The sequence below is a fragment of the Chromobacterium sinusclupearum genome (assembly GCF_002902845.1).
Taxonomy (GTDB): domain Bacteria; phylum Pseudomonadota; class Gammaproteobacteria; order Burkholderiales; family Chromobacteriaceae; genus Chromobacterium; species Chromobacterium sinusclupearum.
The window spans coordinates 139,278-161,260 of the sequence record NZ_PPTF01000060.1 but is presented as its reverse complement, the minus strand read 5'-3'; the positions used below and the strand labels follow the sequence as shown (position 1 = coordinate 161,260).

At 62.1% G+C, this 21,983-nt stretch carries 28 protein-coding genes; 21 read left to right on the top strand and 7 right to left on the bottom strand.

Annotated features, from left to right (window positions below):
* Positions 1-23: 23 nt before the first annotated feature.
* Entirely contained in the window at positions 24-1,028 is a 1,005-nt protein-coding gene (locus C2134_RS12735) for a BMP family lipoprotein (protein WP_199152738.1), read from the bottom strand.
* 465 nt (positions 1,029-1,493) lie between these two features.
* Here C2134_RS12735 and C2134_RS12730 point away from each other — a divergent pair, with 465 nt between their 5' ends.
* The 3 genes from C2134_RS12730 to C2134_RS12720 all read left to right on the top strand — a co-directional run bounded on the left by C2134_RS12730 (position 1,494) and on the right by C2134_RS12720 (position 4,059).
* Positions 1,494-2,243 carry a tRNA pseudouridine(65) synthase TruC gene (locus C2134_RS12730; RefSeq protein ID WP_103320560.1) on the top strand — a complete coding sequence of 250 codons (750 nt, stop codon included), beginning with the start codon at positions 1,494-1,496 and terminating at the stop codon, positions 2,241-2,243.
* 13 nt (positions 2,244-2,256) lie between these two features.
* Complete coding sequence (locus C2134_RS12725) at positions 2,257-3,105, top strand: 23S rRNA (adenine(2030)-N(6))-methyltransferase RlmJ (RefSeq protein WP_103320559.1); 849 nt, start codon at positions 2,257-2,259, stop codon at positions 3,103-3,105.
* Between the two features lie 399 nt (positions 3,106-3,504).
* On the top strand, positions 3,505-4,059 hold the full coding sequence (locus tag C2134_RS12720; protein WP_043622815.1) for a thymidine kinase: 555 nt from the start codon (positions 3,505-3,507) through the stop codon (positions 4,057-4,059).
* Positions 4,060-4,107: 48 nt separating this feature from the next.
* Here C2134_RS12720 and C2134_RS12715 read toward each other — a convergent pair whose 3' ends face one another.
* A complete protein-coding gene (locus C2134_RS12715; RefSeq protein ID WP_103320558.1) occupies positions 4,108-4,476 on the bottom strand; it encodes a VOC family protein in 369 nt (122 codons plus the stop codon).
* A 285-nt stretch (positions 4,477-4,761) separates the two neighbouring features.
* Between C2134_RS12715 and C2134_RS21250 the strand changes: the two genes are divergently transcribed.
* The 4 genes from C2134_RS21250 (at position 4,762) to C2134_RS12700 (ending at position 6,610) form a co-directional block, all read left to right on the top strand.
* Positions 4,762-4,974 (top strand): GNAT family N-acetyltransferase, encoded by a 213-nt coding sequence (locus tag C2134_RS21250; protein ID WP_146042156.1) that lies wholly within the window; start codon positions 4,762-4,764, stop codon positions 4,972-4,974.
* Positions 4,975-5,400 (top strand): GNAT family N-acetyltransferase, encoded by a 426-nt coding sequence (locus C2134_RS12710; RefSeq protein WP_103320557.1) that lies wholly within the window; start codon positions 4,975-4,977, stop codon positions 5,398-5,400.
* The gene (locus tag C2134_RS12705; protein WP_103320556.1) at positions 5,393-5,932 is read left to right on the top strand and encodes a GrpB family protein; all 540 of its coding nucleotides are present in this window, start codon (positions 5,393-5,395) and stop codon (positions 5,930-5,932) included. The genes C2134_RS12710 and C2134_RS12705 overlap by 8 nt, the downstream gene beginning before the upstream one ends.
* A gap of 105 nt (positions 5,933-6,037) precedes the next feature.
* Positions 6,038-6,610, top strand: coding sequence for a DJ-1/PfpI family protein (locus C2134_RS12700; RefSeq protein ID WP_103320555.1), 573 nt, complete (start codon positions 6,038-6,040; stop codon positions 6,608-6,610).
* A gap of 94 nt (positions 6,611-6,704) precedes the next feature.
* On the opposite strand, the gene C2134_RS12695 is transcribed toward C2134_RS12700, so the two are convergent.
* Genes C2134_RS12695 through C2134_RS12685 form a run of 3 tightly spaced genes read right to left on the bottom strand, consistent with a single transcriptional unit; the run spans position 6,705 to position 8,416 of the window.
* On the bottom strand, positions 6,705-7,397 hold the full coding sequence (locus tag C2134_RS12695; protein WP_103320554.1) for a helix-turn-helix transcriptional regulator: 693 nt from the start codon (positions 7,395-7,397) through the stop codon (positions 6,705-6,707).
* A gap of 3 nt (positions 7,398-7,400) precedes the next feature.
* Positions 7,401-8,192, bottom strand: a complete 792-nt coding sequence (gene map, locus C2134_RS12690; RefSeq protein ID WP_103320553.1) for a type I methionyl aminopeptidase — start codon at positions 8,190-8,192, stop codon at positions 7,401-7,403.
* A complete protein-coding gene (locus C2134_RS12685; protein WP_103320552.1) occupies positions 8,189-8,416 on the bottom strand; it encodes a ParD-like family protein in 228 nt (75 codons plus the stop codon). Before C2134_RS12685 ends, map begins: the two co-directional genes overlap by 4 nt.
* 303 nt (positions 8,417-8,719) lie before the next feature.
* Between C2134_RS12685 and C2134_RS12680 the strand changes: the two genes are divergently transcribed.
* From C2134_RS12680 to C2134_RS21720, 9 genes are all read left to right on the top strand, one after another.
* On the top strand, positions 8,720-9,646 hold the full coding sequence (locus C2134_RS12680; RefSeq protein ID WP_103320551.1) for an MBL fold metallo-hydrolase: 927 nt from the start codon (positions 8,720-8,722) through the stop codon (positions 9,644-9,646).
* A 32-nt stretch (positions 9,647-9,678) separates the two neighbouring features.
* Positions 9,679-9,975, top strand: coding sequence for a hypothetical protein (locus tag C2134_RS12675; protein ID WP_046156474.1), 297 nt, complete (start codon positions 9,679-9,681; stop codon positions 9,973-9,975).
* Complete coding sequence (locus C2134_RS12670; protein WP_103320550.1) at positions 9,963-10,802, top strand: MbnB/TglH/ChrH family RiPP precursor modification enzyme; 840 nt, start codon at positions 9,963-9,965, stop codon at positions 10,800-10,802. Before C2134_RS12675 ends, C2134_RS12670 begins: the two co-directional genes overlap by 13 nt.
* 16 nt (positions 10,803-10,818) lie before the next feature.
* Positions 10,819-11,532, top strand: coding sequence for an HvfC/BufC family peptide modification chaperone (locus tag C2134_RS12665; protein WP_103320549.1), 714 nt, complete (start codon positions 10,819-10,821; stop codon positions 11,530-11,532).
* Between the two features lie 2 nt (positions 11,533-11,534).
* The gene (locus C2134_RS12660) at positions 11,535-12,119 is read left to right on the top strand and encodes an HvfX family Cu-binding RiPP maturation protein (RefSeq protein WP_103320548.1); all 585 of its coding nucleotides are present in this window, start codon (positions 11,535-11,537) and stop codon (positions 12,117-12,119) included.
* 130 nt (positions 12,120-12,249) lie between these two features.
* Positions 12,250-13,602, top strand: coding sequence for a cytochrome ubiquinol oxidase subunit I (locus tag C2134_RS12655; RefSeq protein WP_103320547.1), 1,353 nt, complete (start codon positions 12,250-12,252; stop codon positions 13,600-13,602).
* Positions 13,593-14,606, top strand: a complete 1,014-nt coding sequence (locus C2134_RS12650; RefSeq protein WP_103320546.1) for a cytochrome d ubiquinol oxidase subunit II — start codon at positions 13,593-13,595, stop codon at positions 14,604-14,606. Before C2134_RS12655 ends, C2134_RS12650 begins: the two co-directional genes overlap by 10 nt.
* A gap of 133 nt (positions 14,607-14,739) precedes the next feature.
* Positions 14,740-15,336, top strand: a complete 597-nt coding sequence (locus C2134_RS12645; RefSeq protein WP_103320545.1) for a LexA family protein — start codon at positions 14,740-14,742, stop codon at positions 15,334-15,336.
* A gap of 217 nt (positions 15,337-15,553) precedes the next feature.
* Positions 15,554-15,700, top strand: a complete 147-nt coding sequence (locus tag C2134_RS21720; protein ID WP_169829033.1) for a hypothetical protein — start codon at positions 15,554-15,556, stop codon at positions 15,698-15,700.
* Between the two features lie 68 nt (positions 15,701-15,768).
* On the opposite strand, the gene C2134_RS12640 is transcribed toward C2134_RS21720, so the two are convergent.
* Both C2134_RS12640 and C2134_RS12635 read right to left on the bottom strand, forming a co-directional pair.
* A complete protein-coding gene (locus tag C2134_RS12640) occupies positions 15,769-17,301 on the bottom strand; it encodes a mechanosensitive ion channel family protein (RefSeq protein WP_103320544.1) in 1,533 nt (510 codons plus the stop codon).
* Positions 17,302-17,507: 206 nt separating this feature from the next.
* Complete coding sequence (locus C2134_RS12635) at positions 17,508-18,455, bottom strand: tRNA dihydrouridine synthase (protein ID WP_103320543.1); 948 nt, start codon at positions 18,453-18,455, stop codon at positions 17,508-17,510.
* Positions 18,456-18,525: 70 nt separating this feature from the next.
* Between C2134_RS12635 and C2134_RS12630 the strand changes: the two genes are divergently transcribed.
* The 5 genes from C2134_RS12630 to C2134_RS12610 form a co-directional block, all read left to right on the top strand.
* Positions 18,526-18,981, top strand: coding sequence for a GNAT family N-acetyltransferase (locus tag C2134_RS12630; protein WP_103320542.1), 456 nt, complete (start codon positions 18,526-18,528; stop codon positions 18,979-18,981).
* 58 nt (positions 18,982-19,039) lie between these two features.
* Entirely contained in the window at positions 19,040-19,255 is a 216-nt protein-coding gene (locus C2134_RS12625) for a DUF1653 domain-containing protein (protein ID WP_103320541.1), read from the top strand.
* A gap of 7 nt (positions 19,256-19,262) precedes the next feature.
* The gene (locus C2134_RS12620) at positions 19,263-20,195 is read left to right on the top strand and encodes a histone deacetylase family protein (RefSeq protein ID WP_103320540.1); all 933 of its coding nucleotides are present in this window, start codon (positions 19,263-19,265) and stop codon (positions 20,193-20,195) included.
* 10 nt (positions 20,196-20,205) lie between these two features.
* Entirely contained in the window at positions 20,206-20,739 is a 534-nt protein-coding gene (gene msrA, locus C2134_RS12615; protein WP_103320539.1) for a peptide-methionine (S)-S-oxide reductase MsrA, read from the top strand.
* A gap of 89 nt (positions 20,740-20,828) precedes the next feature.
* A partial coding sequence (locus C2134_RS12610) for a CHASE domain-containing protein (protein WP_146042155.1) occupies positions 20,829-21,983 on the top strand: 1,155 nt, incomplete at its 3' end.

Genomic DNA, 21,983 nt, shown 5'->3' with positions numbered 1-21,983 from the left:
GGTCGGGGAGAGGGCTGCTCCGCTTATTGCACCGGGCAGCTATTGTTGGCGCGGTAATCCACTACCTTGATCTTGCCGCTGATGATTTCAGCCTTGGCCTCAGCGATCTTCTTTTCCATCTCAGGCGTGACTTGCGGGCGGTTGTACTTGTCCAGCGCCCAGTCCACGGCCTGGTCCTTCAGGCCCAGCACCTTCACGCCGGACTTCCAGGAGCCATCCTTGGCTTCCTTGAAAGTGTTGTAGACAGCTACGTCCACTTTTTTCACCATCGAAGTCAGAACCGAGCCCGGGAACAGATAGTTCTGGTTGCTATCCACGCCGATGGAGTACTTGCCGGCGTTCTTGGCGGCCTGCAGCACGCCCATGCCGGTGCCGCCGGCGGCGACGAAGATCACGTCGGCGCCGCGGTCAAACTGGCTCTTGGCCAGCTCGGTGCCGCGAGCCGGATCGTTGAAGGCTTGCGGCGTGGTGCCGGTCATGTTCTGCAGCACGGTGACATTCTTGTTGGCGTACTTGGCGCCCTGAGCATAGCCGCAACCGAAGGCGCGGATCATCGGGATGTCCATGCCGCCGATGTAACCCACCTTGCCGGTCTTGGACTTCAGCGCGGCGGCCATGCCCACCAGGAAGGAACCTTCCTGCTCCTTGAACACGATGCTCTGCACGTTCGGGCCCTTGGCCACGGCGTCGATCAGGGTGAACTTGACCTTGGGGAATTCCTTGGCCACGGTTTCCACGGCCTGGGCGAAGTTGAAGCCCACGGCGACGACGATGTCGGTATCGCGGCTGGCCATCTTGCGCAGCAGCTGTTCCTTCTGCGCGTCGGAAGAAATCTGACCGTCGCGGTAGTTGACCTTGAAGTCCTTCTTGAAACGCTCGGCGCCGTTGTAAGCGGCTTCGCTGAAGCTCTTGTCAAACTTGCCGGCCTGATCGTAGATCACGGCGGGGGTGAAGTCCTTGGCGCAAGCGGCGGCGGACAGAACCGCGGCAGCCACTGCGAAGCTGATTCGTTTCAGTTGGATGGTCATCTCTATAACTCTTGGCTTGAGTTGGTCAACGCGCGCATGGCCCCATGCAGGCGCGGCGAGTGCAACAGTGACTGGACTTGAATGGTGACAGCTGAAATTGCAGACGGCATGTAACCTGCCAACTACAACCTCAGCTGTGCCGAAGCGGCCTGAACCGCTCCCTGCGCAATGCAAAAACCGGCTGCAGACACCACTTTGTCGTTCTTCTGAGCGCGGCGAATTGTAATGACCGTTAACCGGGCTGTAAACATTTTCCTCTCGACTTTGAAATACCGTGTCGCAAACATTTCTCTACGTAAAGAATCCCGATTTGGCGCAAACCGCGTCAAATCAGGATTTATTCCGAAGTCATGGCTTCGCATATTGATTTTTCATGCTCAAATTGATTCAACGCAAAGCAATTCGTCTATATCCAAAGCACCGTGCAAGCCCTAAAATCGCCGCCTGGACAAAACCGTCATTTCCATGCTGCCAATACTGTATCGGGACGATCTGCTGATCGCCATCCACAAGCCGGCCAATTTGCTGGTGCATCGCACCATGCTGGACCGCCACGAAACCCGCTTCGCCGTTCAACTGCTGCGCGACCAGATAGGCCAGCGCGTCTATCCGGTGCACCGGCTGGACAAGGGCACCTCCGGCGTCCTGCTGTTCGCGCTGGACAAGGACGCCGGCCGCGAGCTGTCGTGGCAGTTCGAGCGCCAGCAGGTGCAGAAGCGCTATCTCGCCGTGGTGCGCGGCCACCCCGACGCCGAAGGGCTGATCGACCACCCGTTGAGCCGCCGGCCGGACGACCTGGAATGGATAGGCGAAAAGGTGGAAACCGCGCCGCAAGCGGCGCAAACCCGCTACCGCACGCTAGCCACAGTGGAACTGCCCATCATGGTGGAACGCTACCCCAGCAGCCGCTACGCCTTGCTGGAGCTGGAGCCGCTGACCGGCCGCCGCCATCAGCTGCGCCGCCATCTGAAGCATATCGCCCACCCCATCATCGGCGACTCCACCTACGGCAAAGGCCGCCACAACCGCATGTTCGCCGACGAGCTGGATTGCCGCCGCATGCTGCTGGCCTGCCTGGAAATGGAGCTGACCCACCCCGTCAGCGGCACGCCGCTGCGCATCGCCTGCCCGCTGGAGTCCGGCTTCTCCGCGCTGATCGACCGCCTGGGCTGGAGCGCCGCCGACCAGGCCGCCGCCATCGAATTAACCATCTGAAAGAACAAGACAAATGCTCAGCTATCGCCACGCCTTCCACGCCGGCAACCACGCCGACGTGCTCAAGCACCTGATCGAGATCGAACTGCTGAATTATCTGGGCCAGAAGGACAAGCCCTACTGGTATATCGACACCCACGCCGGCGCCGGCGCCTACTCGCTGACCGAGGGTTACGCCACCAAGAATGCCGAGTTTGAAACCGGCATCGCCCGCCTGTGGCAGCGCGACGACCTGCCCGAAGCCGTGAGCAACTACGTGGAAGTGGTCAAGCGGATGAACCCCGACGGCGAGCTGAAGTTCTACCCCGGCTCGCCTTGGTGCGCGGCCGACGTGATGCCGGAAAGTGACAAGCTGCGCCTGTTCGAGCTGCACCCCAGCGACGCCCAGATCCTGCAGGAGAACTTCGCCGGCAGTGGCCGCCGGGTGCAGATCCAGCAAGCCAACGGCTTTGACGGCATCAAGGCCGTCCTGCCGCCGCCGCCGCGCCGCGCGCTGGTGCTGATCGACCCGCCGTACGAAGACAAACGCGATTATCAAAATGTGGAAACCGCGCTCAAGGAAGGGCTGAAACGCTTCGCCACCGGCGTCTACGCCGTGTGGTATCCGTGTTTGCAGCGCGTGGAAATGAAGGAAATGCTGCCGGCGCTGAAAAAGCTGCCGGCCAAGAACTGGCTGCGCGCCGAATTGCATGTGCAAGCCCCGTCGGCCGACGGCTTCGGCATGCACGGCAGCGGCATGTTCATCCTCAACGCGCCATGGACGCTGCCGCAAACCTTGAACGAAGTGCTGCCTTACCTGGTGCAACACCTGGGCCAGGACGCCAAGGCTAAATTTGTGCTGGAAACCGGCGGCGATCTATAAAAACCGCTAGCCAACCCCAAACGCGCCAAGGGCGCGTTTTTTCATGGACAAAATCTTCAGTTGAAGTTTCTTTAAACGAAACAAAACTACATGACAAAAAGCTACGCATATGCATAATGCCGTTTGCATTTCAATGGAAATCCCTACCGCCCTATTCGCAAAATCACGTCAAATCGGCCGACTCATGACCTGGTCATGACACTATCTGCCAGCGCCAGCCCACTTCGCCTCTTTCGCGCCTGCGAATCGTTTCATCATTCGCCTGCCCCGCATCCCAACTTCTTCCACGATATCGGCAAAAAAACACCCGCGCAGACCGCTGCGCGTCTTCCTGGGCCTCACAATCACAGCGCGTCATGGTATGCTGCGCGCCCGGTACTCGCACTCCCGACCATCAGCATGGCCAAACTGTTTTTTCGATACGCCGCGATGAATAGCGGCAAAAGCACGCAGCTGCTGCAGATCGCCAACAACTACGAAACCATGGGCAAAACGGTGACGCTGTACACCAGCGCCATCGACGACCGCTACGGCGTGGGCATGGTTACCTCGCGGCTGAATATCCAGCGCGAGGCCAACACCTTCGACGCCGGATTCGACTTCCTGGCGCAGGACTACGGCGACACGGCCTGCATTCTGGTGGACGAAGCGCAGTTCATGACGCCTGAACAGGCGCAGCAACTGCACCGCCTGGCCCATACCCGAAACATCCCGGTGATCTGCTTTGGCCTGCGCACCGACTTCCGCGGCCACCCCTTCCCCGGTTCCGCCTGGCTGCTGTCGCTGGCGGAGGACGTGGAAGAGATCAAGACCATCTGCCAATGCGGCCGCAAAGCGACCATGCACATCCGCATCGATGGCCAGGGCCATCGGGTAAAAGAAGGCCCGCAAGTGGAAATCGGCGATGAGGCGCGCTACCGCGCCGTATGTGGCCAATGCTTCCATCGCGATTGACCCTTCCGCGCGGCAGACTCGCCTCGGGCCGGCCATGCCGGCCCGTTTTCACTCCGCCACGACGTAAGCCCGCAGCCGATGCCCATCCGGGTCCAAGGCCACAAAAGTGCGGCCGAAGTCCATATCGGTCATAGCCTGCAAAATGGGCAAACCCAAAGCTTGCCAACGCGCCAGCCCCGCATCCAGCGCGGCGACATCCTCGAACTGAACAATCAACTCCCCGCCGCCGCCCAAGACCTCGGCGCCCGGCTCCACCGTATGGCGCGACCACAATCCCAAACGCATGCCGGATGCAAACTTGAACATCGCAAAGGTGGGCGACTCCTCAATCGGCTGCAGATCAAACAACTGCGAATAGAAACGGGCGCTGCGCGCCGGCTGGTCCACATACAGGATCACAAAATTGGGGTGTTGCATGGCGATTCTCCTTGGCTGAGCACCGGTCTCGTCCCGGCATGCCTTCATGCTAAGCCATGGCACTGTCAAATTTTGTCAGTAGTGCGTACAATTTAAATATGACAATATACTTTCACTTCTGACACTTTCCGCAGCTCACCAACCATGCCAAACCTATCTGTTGATTTCCTTCCGTCCAGCCCATGCGACTCACCACCAACCCAATTGGCATCCGAAACAGCGCCAGATATCACCATCCGCCACGCATTGGCGTATGATCTCTCCCCCACAGCCTGAGGACAGGGCCTGGCCGCTGCGGCCTGCGCCAGTTTGCTGCGATGGAGACACCGCCACGTCGGCCTCGTCCGCATCCAGGCCACGGCATTGCCGGCCAACCATCGCTCCATCCAGGTGCTGGAACGCAATGGCTTCGAGCGCGAGGGGCTGCTGCGCAGCTATCGCAAGGTGCGCGGCCCATCGCGCGACTTCTGGATGTACAGCCATATACAGGAGAAATAGATGATTCAACTGGCCGCGAAAGACCAGGAAATAGAACGCTGCTTCGCCGTGATGCGCCAGTTGCGGCCGCATCTGCAGGCGGAGGACTTTGTCGCTGTCGTGCGCGCGCAGATGGCGGAAGGCTACCAGTTGGCTTATCTGCTGAATGGCGATGCCGTAGCCTGCGTGGCGGGCTTCCGCATCCAGCGTACGCTGGTGGCCGGCAAAAGCTTGTACGTTGACGACCTGGCCACCGACGACAGCGCGCGCTCCCATGGCCACGGCGCGGCGATGATGGCTTGGCTGCGCCAGCTGGCCAAGGATCAGGGCTGCAGCGAAATCCATCTGGACTCCGGCGTGCAGCGCCATCGCGCCCATCGTTTCTATCTGAACCGCAAGATGGACATAGTGGCCTTCCACTTCTCGGAAAGCCTGCGACATGATTGAGATCGTGCCGCATCAACCCCGCTGGGCCGCGGAGTTCCAAACCATCGCCAGCCAACTTCGCGCCGCGCTGGGAGAGCTGGCGCTGCGCATCGACCATATCGGCTCCACCGCCGTGCCCGGCCTGGCGGCAAAAGACGTGATCGACGCGCAGATCACGGTGGCGGAATTGGACGAACACATGGCCAACCGCCTGAGCGCGGCCGGCTTCGAGCGCCAACCGTTCAACCGCGACCATCTGCCGCCAGGCAGCGACGACGCGCCGGAGCAATGGTCAAAATTCTTTTTCCGCGAACCCGCGGGCCAACGCCGCGCCCATATCCATGTGCGCCGCGCCGGCAGCGCCAACCAGCGCTACGCACTGCTGTTTCGCGACTACCTGCGCGCGCAGCCGGCCATGGCGGCCGCCTACGGGGAACTGAAGCGCAGGCTGGCAAACAGCCTGGCGGACTGGGAAACCTATCCCGACGTCAAGGATCCCGCGGTGGACTTGATCTACCTGGCGGCGGAACAATGGGCAGAGCGAAGCGGCTGACGGCAGGGCTAACACGGCTACTGACAGAAACTGACCGCGCCATGGATTACATTCCGGACACCCGGCACAGCCCCGGGCCATCCAAAACTTGACAAGGACAATCCTGTGACGCGCGCCATCACCATCCTCACCGAGCACTTTTCCGACTGGGAAACGGCCCTGATCAACTCCTCGCTGCGTTTTTATTATGGCTGCGAGGTGCGCTTTGCCACACCCGGCGGCACGCCCGTCACCTCCTCCGGCGGGCTGATGGTCACCCCGCATCTGGCCATTGAGTCCATTCAACTCGATGAGCTAGACCTGCTCATCGTATGCGGCGGCACCATCTGGCAAACCGATCAAGCGCCGGACCTGACCGCCTTGCTTGCCGCCGCACATGCCCAAAACATTGTGGTTGCCGGCATTTGCGACGGCACCCGCGTGCTTGCGCAAGCCGGCGTGCTGGACAAGGTCCGCCACACTTCGAACTCCGCGGACAACTTGTCTGCGCTTGCTTACGCGGGCGCCGCTTACTATCAGGATGTGCCTTACGCAGTTGCCGACCAAGGCGTGGTCACGGCTCCCGGCACCGCGCCGGTGAGTTTCATGGCTGAAATTCTCAATACGCTGGGCTTCGGCGGCGCCGACCTGGATGCCTACCTGGCCATGCACGCCGCCGAGCATCGCAAGCGGGCTTAAAAGCCGCCAACCGCCCCCTGATCCTAGGTTGCGCCTCCTTGTCGCGCGCCTTGGCTCAGGGTCTCTGCGTGGGCCGCGCTACGTTGACATGTCGTCAAACCGCATCGGCGGCTATTCCCAAGCGCTGCCGCCATTCTCTTAACAAGGCCTGGCGGCGGCGCGGGTAGCGTTCATTCAGGCTTTCGCACTGTTGAATCCGGTCGCAGCGGAAATGGCGGAAGTCCTGCCGCAGCTCGCACCATGCCGCCAGCACCTGCACTTTTTCAAAGAAGCCGACGGCGAATGGCCACACGATCCGTTGGCTATCGTCTCCCTTGATGTCGCGATAACACAAGGCCAGCTTGCGCTGCTGGCGGATGGCGTCGCGCAACGCGGCCATGTCCACAGCCATCAGCGGTCCATCCACCGGCACGACCAGCAAGGTCTCATCCTCCAGCCGCCGCCGCAGATCGTCCGGCAGCACCGCCGCCACCTTGGCCAGCGCATTGCCGGCGGCGTTGGCCAGACGCGGATCGCCCCGCTTTTCCACCCAGCGCATGCCCAGCACCAGCGCCTCGATCTCTTCCTCGGCAAACATCAGCGGCGGCAGCAGGAAGCCCGGCCGCAACTGGTAGCCCATGCCCGGCTCGCCGGCGATATCCGCACCCTGCAGCTGCAGGCTGGCGATATCGCGATAGACGGTACGCACGCTGACGCCGAGCTGGTCGGCCAGCGCCTGCGCGGTTACCGGCAGGCGATAGCGCCGCAGCAGCTGCAGCAAGTCCAACAGTCGTTCGGAACGCGCCATGGCTCAGCTTATCGCAGGGTAACCGTTGGTTCCGTCCGGCCATGGCGTCAACACCTCATAGCCATGATCGGTAACCGCCACCATATGCTCCCACTGGGCGGACCACGAGCCATCCTGCGTCACCACCGTCCAGCCGTCGCCCAGCTGGCGAGTGGACGCCTGGCCGGCGTTGATCATCGGCTCGATGGTGAACACCATGCCTGGCTTCAGTTTCATGCCGATGCCCGGACGGCCGTAATGCAGCACCTCCGGTTCCTCGTGATACACCTTGCCGATGCCGTGGCCGCAATATTCGCGCACCACGCTGAAGCCGGCGCCCTCGGTCAGGGTCTGGATGGCGTGTCCGATGTCGCCGAGCGAAGCGCCCGGGCGCACCGCGCGGATGCCGGCGCGCATCGCGTCATAGCAGGTCTCCACCAGACGCTTCGCTTCCGGACTGGGCGTGCCGACATAGAACATCCGGCTGCTGTCGCCATGCCAGCCGTTCTTGATCACCGCCACGTCGATATTGATGATGTCGCCGTCGCGCAAAATCTGCTTGGGCGATGGAATGCCATGGCACACCACCTGGTTGACCGAGGCGCAGATGGTCTTGGGATAGCCGTAGTAGCCCACATTGGCCGGTTTGGCGCGCTGCACCTTAACGATGTGCTCATGGCAACGCGCATCCAGCTCCTCAGTGCTGACGCCGGGCTTCACATGCTCGCCTATCATGGCCAACAGCTCCGCCACCAGCTTGCCCGCCTCGCGCGCCTTGGCCACCTCGGCTGGGGACTTGATCACCACACGGCTCATCGCGCCACCTCCTCGCCCTGCCGCGGCAGGTCCAGCCCGGCGCCGCCTTGGCTGGCGCGCAGCAACAGCTGGCAGATCTCGCTGTAGCGCAAATCCGGGTGCAGCTCCGCCAGCATGCCGATGCGCAGCCAGTGCTCGGCCTGGGAATTGATGGAGCGGCTCAGCGCCTCGCTGGCGGTACGCAGATTGTCATGCATCTGCTCGGAAATTTTGACGATGCCCATGGCTCGCCTCCAGTAAGCAAACAATATATGAAACGTATATTAATAATCGTATGACGCCCTGACAAGCGCGGATACCGATGGGCTATGGGTCAAAATATTAGAAATACTACTTATTTATATTAAATTTATAAATTATATCAATACATGATCAATGATAAGCTTTGACCATCATCAAGGCGCAATCGTCAGCATCATCGGCAAAAACGCAGCAAATTTAGCTTAAATCAAGGAAAAATGTACTTTGAAGCGTACTTGCTGCCTCACGCCCCATTCTGACGCCGCGCCCAGCCAAGGAGTACGAAAATGAAAATCCGCATGCTCGTTGCGTCGCTCAGCCTGGCCTGCGCGGCCGCCGCGGCGGCCGCCAGCCCAACCCAATGTGAAAACAAGCGTTACACGCTACAGCTGCTGGGGTCTGGCGGCCCCATTTCCGACGATGGCAGAGCCTCATCCGCCTCGCTGATCTGGTGGAAGAACAAGCCGGTGGCGCTGATCGATGCCGGCGGCGGAGCCTACCTCCGCTTTGGCCAATCCGGCGCCCGGCTTGAGGATGTCAGCTTCATCGGCCTGACCCATTTCCACACCGACCATGTCACCGACCTGCCTGCCTTGCTGAAGGGCAGCTATTTTTTCCGCGCGCCGCACCAGATTGATATCGCGGGCCCGGCCGGCGGCGCGGGCTTCCCCAGTCTGAGCGGCTTCATGCATGCCCAGTTCAATGCCAAAAACGGCGCCTACGCCTACCTGTCTGGAATCTATTCCGGCAGCGGAGACATTCCGCTGAAAGTGAAACTCGCCGATGTGAATTACCACAAGGCAATGCCCACCAAGGTATACGACAAAGACGGCATCACCATCAGCGCGCTTGGCATTCCTCACGGCAAGGTGCCGGCGCTCGCGTATCGCATCGATACGCCCGACGGCCGCATCGTGATCTCCGCCGATCAGAACGGCAGCAATCCCAACTTCCTCGAATTCGCCCAAAACGCTGACATCCTGGTGATGCCGCTGGCCATCGACGAACAGGCCGACCCATCCTCGGCTTTCCTGCACGCCAAACCGTCCGCCATCGGCCGCATCGCCGCAGCGGTAAAACCCAAACAGCTGGTGCTGAACCACTTCATGGGCAAGAGCCTGCGGGTGAAGGATCAATCCATCCGGATCATTCGGAAACTCTACTCCGGCCCGATATACGCCAGCCGCGACCTGTCGTGCTTCCCAGTGCGCTGACTTCCAAAAACCTGAATTCCGTGAGGCCCAATATGAAAAACCAGATCATTCTTTCCATTGCCATGACATCGCTGATCGGCCTGAACGCCGAGCCTGTGCTGGCCGAGCCTTCTCAGCCCGCAAAAACGGTGCAAAGCGAAAGCGGCAACGGCGGCAAATGCGCCAGCGGCAAATGCGGCACGGTGAAAATGTACGAGAAGGCCGACATCCAGCACGACCCGCAAGACCAGCTGGTACGCGCCCGCGATGGCAAATGCGGCAAGACCGGACAAGGCATACAACCTGTTCCGCCCCGCTGCAAGATGGTGGAGGGGGTATGCGGTCAATAAGCCCCACAGCCATCGGCGTCGGACTGCGCGCCGAGCACGCGCAATGGCTGGCCGATCAAGATCCGCAGCCCGGCATCGACTTTCTGGAACTGACAATCGAAAACTGGCTGGACGTCGGCGGCCGCAAACGCGAGCAGCTTGAGCGGCTATCGGAAAAGTACCCGCTGGTCGCCCATGGCCTCAGCCTGTCGATAGGCGACACGCTGCCGCTGGATACGGACTTCCTGGCGCGGGTGAAGCGCTTTCTCGATCGTTACCGGATAGACATCTACAGCGACCACCTGAGCTACTCCCGCGACCGGCAGGGCTATTTGTACGATCTGCTGCCCATACCGCGCTGCGAGGAAATGGCGGACCGGATCGCGGCCAAGATCAAACAGGCGCAGGACATTCTGCAGCGGCCGCTGGTGCTGGAAAACATCAGCTACTACCACTGCCATGCCGGCCAAATGGACGAGGCCGTTTTCATCCGCCGCGTCCTCGAGCAAAGCGGCTGCCAGATGCTGCTGGACATCAACAATGTCTACGTCAACGCCGCCAATCATGGCTACGACCCGCAAGGCTTTATCGCCAGCCTGCCGTCGCCGGCCATCCGCTACTTCCATATCGCCGGCCACTGGCGCGGCGACGATGGCGTGCTGATCGATACCCACGGCGCCGCGGTATGCGGCGAGGTGCTTGAACTGGCGCGACAGACCGTAGCCCTGCACGGCCCGCGGCCACTGGTGCTGGAACGGGACAACCACATTCCAGGCTGGCCTGAGCTGCGAGACGAAGCGATCGGGCTGCGCAAATGGATAGGCCAGCCTGCGCCTCAGGCCGCCTGAGCAGAAAGGATATGTCATGAACGCCCATTCAACGCTGGAGGCGGGCCGGCGCTTCAACCGACTGCTGCGCGCGCCCCAAACCGATGCCGGCGAGCTCACGCCGGCCATCAAGCTGTACCGGGATTTCCTGCACAGCAATATCGAGGAGGTGGTGAAGCACGTATTTCCGCTGTACGTCAGCCAGGTCGACGCCGCCACCCTGCGCCGGCAGGTAGATGGCTTTCTGGCTCACCACTCGGCCAGCGCGCCGGAATTCCACCACATCGCCACCGAGTTTCTGGTTTTCATGCAACCCACTGCGCCCGCCGCGCTGCGGCAGTGCCTGGAGTACGAGTGGGTGCTGCTGAAAGCGGAGATCGACCCAGCCGTGGTCGAGCCGCCAAGCGGGGAGCCGCTCGACGATGCCGTCCTGTCGCTCAATCCCACGCTGACCTGCATCGAGCTGGATCTGAAGGCGGCGGGCCTGTCAGGCGCATTCGCCATTTTCCGCGACGCCCGCCACCAGGTGCGCCAAAAACCTTTGAACCGTTTCGACCGCCATGTGCTAGCCGGGCTGGAGACGCCGCGCGGCTACGCGTCGCTGAAAGCCGCCTGCGCGATCGCGGACGCGGCGCCGCTGCGCCAATGGCTGCTTGACGCCATCGCGACCGGACTGGTCCAGACACGCCAGCCGAGCATGGCACCCATGGACAGAAGCCCGCGCCGTCCGGCCGCAACACAAGGAGTATGAAAATGATTGCCAAAATAATGAACGGATTCGACCGGGTGGTTGCCGCCTGCCAACGATATGACTTCATCGCCCTGCTGGGCATCCGCCTCTACCTGCTGCCGGTGATCTATGTCGGCGCCCATTCGAAGGTTGTCGGGTTCAGCGCGGCGGTCGCCTGGTTCGGCGCGCCGGCCAGCGAGGGCGGCCTTGGCCTGCCGTTTCCGGTGGCGTTTGCCTTCCTGGCGGCGGCTACCGAGGTATTGGGGCTGCTGTGCATCGCGCTAGGCTTGTTCACCCGCGTCATGGCCATCCCGATGATGGTACTGATGAGCGCCGCCAGCGCCATGGTGCACTTGCCGCGCGGCTGGCTGGCCATCGCCGACAAAAGCATGGAATCCAGCCAGCGCTTGGCCGGATTTCTGTCCTGGCTGGCCGAGAACTTCCCAGGCCGATACAACTACATCACCGAACTGGGCGACCCGGTGATCCTGAATAACGGCATCGAGTTCGCCGCCACCTACTTCATCATGCTGCTGGTGCTGTTCTTCTACGGCGGCGGGCGCTACATCAGCGCCGACTACTGGCTGCGCCGGCACCTCGCCAAGTAAGCGCCCTCGACGCCTCCACCATAAATCGCAACACGATGGCCGGAACCGCTCACCGCGGCGGGTCCGGCCATTTTTGCGTCCGCGCGCATGGGACTTCACGCCATGACGCCGACGCGCCCCGGGAGAACCCATGAACGGATTCGATGCGCTGACACTGGCGCGCCTGCAATTCGGCGCCAATATCAGCTTCCACATTCTCTTTCCCAGCATCAATGTCGCGCTGGGCTGGCTGCTGCTGTTCTTCAAGCTGCGTTATACCCAAACCGGCCGTCAGGGCTGGATGGACGCCTACGCCTTCTGGATCAAGGTATTCGCGCTATCGTTCGCGCTGGGCGTGGTGAGCGGCGCCACCATGAGCTTCCAGTTTGGCACCAACTGGCCTGGCTTCATGCGCGTGGTCGGCAATGTCGCCGGACCCTTGCTGTCCTACGAGATCCTCACCGCCTTCTTTCTGGAAGCCACGTTTCTCGGCGTGATGCTGTTCGGACGCTCGCGGCTGTCGGAACGAGCCCATACCCTAGCCACCCTGTTGGTGGCGTTCGGCAATACGCTGTCCACGTTCTGGATTCTGACGCTGAACTCCTGGATGCAGACGCCGGCGGGTTTCAAGATGGTCAATGGCCATGCCGTGGTGACCAGCTGGTTCGATGTGATCTTCAACCCCTCTGCGCCATACCGCTTCGCGCACATGCTCATCGCGTCCGGCCTCACCGCGGCGTTTCTGCTGGCTGGCCTGTCGGCCTATCGCCGGCTGAACGGCGACGCCAGCGAAGGCAACCGGCTGGCGCTGAAAACCGGCGTCTACGCCGCCGCCCTGCTGACTCCGCTGCAGTTTGTGGCGGGAGACTTGCACGGCCTGAAAACCCGCGAAGTGCAACCGGCCAAACTGGCGGCGATGGAGGGCGTCTGGCGCACCGAGCGATCCGCCCCGCTGCTGGTCTTCGCCCTACCGAACGAAGACACGCACAGCAACGACCATGCGCTGGGCATTCCCGGCCTGGCCAGCTTGATCCTCACCCACGAGACCACAGGCGAAATCAAGGGGATTAACGAGTTTGCCCAGCATCCGCCGGTGGCAAAAGTGTTCTGGAGCTTCCGCGCCATGGTGGGCGTCGGCGCCCTGATGTTGCTCACGTCCTGGCTGGCCGCCTGGCAGTTGAGAAAGCGCGGCACGCTGTCGAGTGCAATGCTGCGCATATTGACTCTGATGACCTTCTCCGGCTGGATCGCCACCCTGGCCGGCTGGTATGTCTCCGAAATCGGCCGCCAACCCTGGCTGGTCAATGGAGTGCTCACCACAGCAGAAGCCGCCGGCGGCGCCACGCCGGCCATGCTGACATCCAGCCTGACCATGTATCTGGCGCTGTATGCCGCGCTGGTGGCCGCCTACGTGGCAGCCTTGTTTCACATGGCCAAGAAGGCGGCCTGTCCGGCAGGCTCGCCGCGGCTCCAAGAAAAACAGGAGAAATTCGCATGCCGCTAGATTACTGGCTTCCCATCACCTTCGCCGGCCTGCTGGCCCTGGTGATGATCATTTACGTCATCCTGGACGGCTACGACCTGGGCATAGGCTTGCTCCTGCCCAGCGTGGAGCGCGCCGACAAAAACCGCATGATCGCCACCATCGGCCCCTTCTGGGATGCCAACGAAACGTGGCTGGTACTGGGCATCGGCCTGCTGCTATCGGCCTTCCCCGCGGCGAACGCATTGGTGTCTTACGAGCTGTATCAGCCGCTGGCCCTGATGCTGGGCGGGCTGATCGTTCGCGGCGTCGCCTTCGACTTCCGGGCCAAGGCGCCCGATGGACATAAAGCCTGGTGGGATGCCGCCTTCTTCGCCGGCTCCTTGATAGCATCAGCCATGCAGGGCCTGATGCTGGGCCGCTACTTGACCGGCTTCGCCAACGGCTGGGCCGCCTGGGCCTTTGCCTGGCTCTGCGCCGCCGGCTTATGCGCCGGATACGCCCTGCTGGGCGCCTGTTGGCTGATACTGAAAACAAGGGGCCCATTGCAGGCGCGCGCCTACGGCTGGGCCAGACGCGCGCTGCTGGCAACCAGCCTGGCGGCCGCGCTGGTATCGATTGCCACCCCGTTAGCCAGCCCGTCCATCGCCGCCAAATGGTTTGTCCTGCCGCATTTCCTGCTGCTGATTCCGCTGCCGCTGGCGGCCAGCCTGTTATCCGCCCTATTGTGGTGGCTGTTGCCGAAACTGGCCAAGCGCCAAGCGCGCGGCGACGACCGCTATTGCTGGACGCCGTTTGCGTTATGCGTGGCCATCGTGCTGCTGGCGTCCTGGGGCTTGGCCTACAGCATCTTCCCCGACATCGTGATTGAACATCTATCGATCTGGCAGGCCGCGAGCGATGCCGAGGCGCTATGGGCGATACTGGTGGTCGCCATCGTCGTGCTGCCGGCGATAGCCGCCTACACCGCCTTCGTCTACCGCATCTTCCATGGCAAGGCGACGGACGAACTGAGCTACCATTAGCCCAACCGCAACATGCGGACTGTGGCCTGAACCCCACAGCCGCATGCCTGATTTTCCAGGCTTTCCCTTCCTGCAAGCCAGCATGGCGGACGCGATCCTTGCAATTCCATTTGATATTGTACAAAATCAAATCATGGAAACCGACAAACCCAATCAGCACGGCGGCAAACGCTCAGGCGCCGGCCGCAAGTCCGCCTTCGGCGGCGACAAAACCGTCGCCGTCCGCGTGCCGGAGCCGCTGCGCGGCATTCTGCAGCAATGGCTGGAAGATTATCGCAGCTGGCGCACCGTCAACAGCGAACAAGCCTTCGACTTCCGCACCCTGGGCGCGCAGTTGAGCGAGCTGTCGCTGCCGCTGTTCGCAGGCAGCGTGCCGGCCGGCTCGCCGGTCGCGGCAGACGACATGAAGGAAGCCGACATCGACCTGAACACGCATCTGGTGAGCCGCCCGGGCGACACCTTCATGGTGCGAGTCAAGGGCGATTCGATGCAGGGCGCCGGCATCCATGATGGGGACCTGCTGCTGGTGGAGCGCGTCAGCGAACCGCGCAACGGCAAAGTGGTGGTGGCCGCGCTCAATGGCGAACTCACTGTAAAGCGGCTGGAGCGCAGCCCGAATGGCCTGCGGCTGCTGCCGGAAAATCCGGCCTATCAGCCGATAACCGTGCCGGAAGACGCGTCGTTTCATATCTGGGGCGTGGTCACCAATGTCATCCACAAAGTCGACTAAACGTCGCCAATCACGCCTCGCAGCGCATGCCAGCCAAGAATGTGCAACCCAGGATCAGGGCGCGCCAAGAGCGGCTAACAAAAATCAGTTTCACGGCTGAGGCAAGTCGGCGCAACTCAGCACCAGGATTTTTGTTAGCGGCTCGAAGCCGCGCCAAGCAGCAAGCATATGTACAGCTCGTTGTTTTGTCAGCTCAAGCAAAAACAGGAGATCTTCCATGGGAAAGCACAGCGATCACATCAAGATGAAGTTCAACGACTGGAAGCGTCTGCCGCGCCCTTATCGCGCCATGATAGAAGGCCAACCCCAGGTGCTGACAAGCCGCACCGGCCGCCATGTGTTTGTGCCGGTGCAGTTTGTCTGAACATCGCCAGGCCGGAAGTCCTGGCGAATGACAAGACGCGGCTCAGGAATGGCAGCCAGGAGGACGGGTCAATGCTTGTTCAGCCCGAAGAAATTGCGGATGCGCTCCACCAGTTCGCCGCCATGCGGCACCCCCTCGGTCTCGTCCAATAGGGCTTCCGGCATTTTCCTGCGTCGCTCCTCCAGCCGTTCCGCCAGAATCGACGAAATCGTCTCGGCCAATTCCTTGCGCGAGACCAGGATGGCCTGAAACGCCTCCTTGTCCAGCCTCAGGCACTCCACATTGGAGCGGGCGATCACCGTGCCGCTGCGCGACTCGCCGGTCATCAAGCCCATCTCGCCAAAGAAGCTGCCGGCTTTCAACACATCCACCAGCTTGCGCCGGCCATCGGGCAGCGTCACCCACACCTCCACCTCGCCGGACAGCATGATATACAGCCAGTGCGCCACCGCCCCCTGATGCATGATGATGTCGCCGGTGACAAACGGCGTGAATTTCAAGCGGTCGGCAAGTATCACCATCTCTTCATCGTTCAGGCCCGACAGCAACTCCACCTTGCGCAGCGCCAGCACCCGCTCCTCCAGGTGGCGCTTCATCCGCGCTTCGATGTACTTCTCGTTCTCCTTGATCGTCAGCACGTTATAGAACGGCGAAGCCATGCGCAGATTATGCCGGCGCAGGGCCGCGTCGATGTGGGTGCGCACGATGGAGTCGGTATAGTCGTCCGCCGACAGATCGGTCAGCCAATAGCGCACCGCATAGCGGCTGAAGCCGTTTTCAAAGCCCATCAGGATGCAATTCGGCTCCGGCGACTCCGCCACGCCAGGCAGCTGGGCCTCGCGCAAGGAATGCTCCACCACGCTGATGATCTGCGTCGGCAGCGTCTCCCAATTGATATTGAACCAGACCCAGCGCCGCCACTGCCTGGCGGCGCCATGGCGCTTGCCGAGGATGGAAAAGTGGTTCTTCACCAGCACGCTGTTGGGAATCACCACGGTTTCCCAGTTGCGCGTTTCCAGAATGGTGGCGCGCCAATTGATTTCGACCACCCGCCCGATCAGATCGCCAGCCTTGACCCAATCGCCGATATCGACGGAGTTGTCAAACTGCAAGGTCAGTCCGGCCAAGAGATTGCCCAGGGTATCCTGCATGGAAAAGGCCAGCACCGCGGTGATGACGGCCGACGTGGTGACGATGTGGCTTAGATCCAGCCCGGCCAGGCGCAATAACACCAAGCCCCAACCGACATAGCCTATGGTCACGACGATGTCTTCGAGAATCCGCGACGGATGCAGTCTGAGGATAGGAATCAGCAAGCGGAACAGCAGCATGGCCCATACGCGGATCAGCGCCAGACCCACCACCACGACCGCCGCCTGGCGCAGCACTTGGCCGACGACGCCTGTTGGATTGAAGTTGATCAGCAACAGGCAAAACAGCGCGATTCCCATGGAGCGCGCGACGCGTGTGCGGCTATCGTGGCGCAAGGCATAGAGCAGCGCGGCGAACAAGGCCGTCACGCCGACAAACAAGGCCAGCGATCCATGCCAGGCAATGGACATCAGGCTTTCCAGCCAGCCGACCGCGGGAAGGGATTCCATGTATTTTCCGTCACGACTTTTCTTTTATTAATAGTTCATGACAGAGTACAAAAAAAATCCCTCCCGTTTTAAGGGAGGGTGCAAGGTATCGGGGAAGTGTAAGTTCCGCAGCCAGGCGGCCGGCAGAATTTACAACGTTGCGCTTATACCAAAGCACAACGCCATTTGATGTTATCAACAACATCCCGCTGGCGATATGAGTATATCTACTTACCCAATTTTGCCTTTAGAATATCCTCAATCTTTTCAGCCTCTTGCTCGCGCCGCACGTGCTCAAACAGCTCCGCCGCCTCCGGCCAGCTGCGCTTAAGCAAGCCGAGCCACTGCTTCAGCCGCGCCGCCGGATAACGGTTCTCTGCGGACTTCTGCCAGCATTGGCGGAAAAAGTCCTCCACCCATGGCAGCATATCCGCCCAGACCATAGGCTGCGCCGGCCCGCCGGCGATGATGCGCGCCGCCAGATCCGGACAGGCCACCAGGCCACGGCCTATCATCACCGTGCCGCAGCCGCTTTCCGCGCGGATCGCCCGATAGTCGTCCAAGGTCCAGACCTCGCCATTGGCGATCACCGGGATCGTCAGCGCCTCGCGGATGCGGGCGATCCAGTCCCAATGCGCCGGCGGCTTGTAGCCCTCCACCTTGGTGCGGCCATGCACCGTCAATTCGTCGGCGCCGGCGCTGGCAATAGCCTGCGCGCACTCCAACGCCCGGCTCTTGTCCTCGTAGCCCAGCCGCATCTTGGCGGTGACGGGGATGTCGGCCGGCACCGCGCGCCGGGTGGCGGCGACGATCTGATGCAGCAGTTCCGGCTCATTCAGCAACACCGCGCCGCCACGGTGACGGTTGACAGTCGGCGCGGGACAGCCGAAATTCAAATCAACTCCCGGCGCGCCCAGCGCGGCGGCCTTGGCGCCGTTTTCAGCCAGACAGGCAGGATCGGACCCCAGCAGTTGCACGCGAACCGGCACGCCGGCACGGGTCTTGCCGCCATGGGCCAGCTCCGGCGCCAGCCGCATGAAGGTGCGGGTGGGCAGCAGCACGGAAGTGACGCGGACGAATTCTGTGACGCACAAATCGATGCCGCCAATGCGGGTCAACACATCGCGCATCACATCGTCGACCAGACCCTCCATGGGGGCGAGGACCAGCTTCATTGTCTAACCTGCTGAGAAAAAGGGCGTTATTGTAACCCAACACCAACATAAACATCAGGGAGATTGACCGATGCCCGCCTCCATCGCCATTGCCACTCCGGAATCCGTCTCGGACTGGTTGCCGCTGTTCACGGCCTATCTGGGCTTTTACCGCGTCAGCCACCCGGCTGAAGCCTGCCAGGACTATCTAAGCGAAAGACTACGCCGCCGCCAGGCCGTGGCCTTCATCGCCAGCGAAAACGAACGGCCGCAGGGCTTTGCCTTGTTGTACACCGGCTTTTCCTCGCTGACGCTGAAACCCTGCTGGGTGCTGCACGACCTTTACGTCGCGCAGGAGGCGCGCGGCAGCGGCATCGGCGAGCTGCTGATCCAGCGCTGTCAACAATATGCCCGCGATCTGGGCGGCGGCGAGATCATGCTGCAGACCGCGCACGACAATCAAACGGCGCAACAACTGTACGAACGCACCGGCTTTACCCTGGACCGGGATTTCCGGGTCTACTACTGGAACAGCGAGCATCCTTGACGCTGCCGCCCGGCTTGCGGCATCCTCGGCCCCCGTTCTACCCAAGCAGGAGGCCAGCATGCCCGCTCCCGGCATCTATCAACATTTCCGCAATCGCCAGCTCTATCAGGTACTGGACGTCGCCATGCACACGGAAACCAATGAACCTATCGTGATGTACCGCGCGCTGTATGGCGAATACGGCCTGTGGGCGCGGCCGGCTGCGATGTTCACCGAAACGGTGGAGCACGAAGGCCGCGTTGTGCCGCGCTTTGCCTTGATCCAGCCTCTCTGAGCGCACGATGCGCCTCTACCGCACCGACCAGTTTCCGCTGCCGCTGCCGGCAGGCCACCGCTTCCCGGCGGAAAAATACCGGCTGCTGGCCGACAAGGTGGCGGCCTTCGCCGCGCCATGGATGGAGCCGGCGCCGGCCGCCACGCGGCAGGAACTGGCCCAAGCCCATGATCCGCACTACATAGAGGCCATGCTGAGCGGCACGCTCGATCCCAGGCTGCAACGTGAGATCGGCCTGCCGTGGTCGCCGGAGCTGGTCGAGCGCAGCCTGCGCTCGGTCGGCGCCACCATCGCCGCCAGCCGCTGCGCCCTGCTTGAGGGATGCGGCGTCAACTTGGCGGGCGGCACCCACCACGCCTTCCGCGCCAAGGGCAGCGGCTTCTGCGTATTCAACGACGTCGCCGTCGCCGCCATGCTGATGCTGAGCGAGGCGCGCGCGCGCCGCGTGCTGGTAGTGGATCTCGATGTGCATCAGGGCAACGGCACCGCGGCCATGACCGCGGACGAACCCCGCATCTACACCTTTTCCATGCACGGCGCGCGCAATTTCCCGTTCCGCCGCGAGGCCAGCACGCTGGACATCGACCTGCCGGACAATACGGACGACGCCGCCTATCTGGCCGCGCTGGCGCAGGCCCTGCCGCAGGTGTTCGAGGCCTCCCGACCCGATCTGGTGTTCTACCTGGCCGGCGCCGACCCCTACCACGGCGACCGATTAGGCCGACTGGGCTTATCAAAGCAGGGTTTGGCGGAACGCGACCGCATGGTGCTGGATGCCTGCCGCCGCCATGATGCCGCGCTGGCGCTGACCATGGCCGGCGGCTACGCGGTTCCGATAGAAGACACCGTGACAATCCAGGCGGAAACCGTCAGACTGGCTTGTGCCGCCTTTGGCGACGCAGAACTGCGCGGCGCGGCATCTCGAATCAATGGAAGCTGAAGGAGAAAACATGGAAAAAGCGGTTTTGGGCGGCGGCTGCTTCTGGTGCCTGGAAGCGGCTTTCGCGCCGCTGCGCGGCGTCGCCAGCGTGGTATCCGGCTATTGCGGCGGCCAGGGTGCGAACCCCAGCTACAAACAGGTTTGCGGCGGCGCCACCGGTCATGTGGAAGTGGTGAGCGTCACCTTCGACCCGGCGGTCATCGATTACGCCACCCTGTTGCAAGTCTTCTTCGCCGTGCATGACCCAACCACGCTGAACCGCCAGGGACACGACGTCGGCAGCCAGTACGCCTCGGTGATTTTCTGCCAGAACGACGCGCAGCGCGCCGTCGCAGTGGAAACCATGCGCCAGCTGGAGCAGGACGGCGTATTCGACGCGCCCATCGTCACCCGGCTGGAAGGCTCGGCCATATTCTACCCCGCAGAAGACTATCATCAGAATTACTATGCGCAAAACCAGCAGCAAGACTATTGCCAGCTGGTTATTTCGCCAAAACTGAGCAAGATTCGGCAAAAATTCTCGCATTTATTGCAAAACAGCTAGGCGCGATACCGGGCGGGGCCGGTATAATGGCGCGCGCTCAACCGCATTGACATTCCGCCCACATACTTGCCCCCACCGAAGCCAGAAGCATGCCAGACGTTGAAGTGCCCCGCTCCTCTGCCCTCTGCGCGCTGTCTACTCATCTGCAACTGCTGCGAGACGCCTCAGGCCGCAGCAAATGGCTGAGCGCCCTATGCTGGCTGCTGGCCTTCGGCATACTGTTTGGCCACACCCTGCTGCAGGATATCCGGCAACAGCGCCAGGCATTCCACGAGACCGCCAGCCTGCTGCGGCAAAGCGCCGATCGCGCCTTGCGCGACAGCCTGCGCCTGCAGAACCAAGCGCAGGAGATCGCCGCCGCCGCGCCGCAGAATAGCCAGTCCCAAATCCGGGAACTGGCCCAGGCCGCTGCGCCAAACCAGCCGCAACTGTACTTCATCGGCTATCAGCCGCTGATCAGCCAGCCAGAACGCAACCGCTTCGAACAACAACAGGCCCAGGCGCTGGGCAAGCCTTATCGCATACAGGACTACCTGCACGACCAGAACAACAGCTGGCGCGACCCGGCAGCCTGGCGCGAGGCGCCCGTCCGCCCCCGCTACCTGCCGCTGAGCATGGCGGAGCCGGGGCTGGCCTCCCCGGACTGGCGCGAAATGGGCTTGGACCTGCTGGACGACAGCGTGCTGAGCGCCTCGATCCACCAGGCGCTAGGCCACATGCAAGCCATCTCCCCCACGCTGCGGCTCTACAATGGCGAACCCGGCGTTGCGCTATTTCAAACCGTATACCGCGTCGAGCCGCCCTCGCCGGTGCCCATGGTGCGGATAGAGCAGTCGGCCGGCGTGGTCATGCAGATTATTTATTTGAAACCGCTGCTGGCCTTGCCGGACGCCGCCGCCCAACGCTACACCGTGCAATTGCTGCGGCGCGATGGCGAAACGTCCGCCGCGCTGCCCTTGGCGCGGGAACGCCTGGCAAACGGTCTGGCCGAATGGCTCCCCACGCTGCAACGCCAGGACAGCCTGCCCGGCCTGCCATATGACCTGCTGCTGAGCCGGCAGCTGTGCTTTGAACGCGCCACATTGGGCGAAGCCGCGCTATGCGGCTTGTTCGCCCTGCTGCCGGCCTATCTGCTGTGGCTGGCGCTGGCGCTGCTGGAACAGCAACGCCGCGCCCGCGAACGCAGCCAGGACGACATCTACCGCGAACGCGAATACGCCAGCGTCGCCTTGCGCAGCATCGGC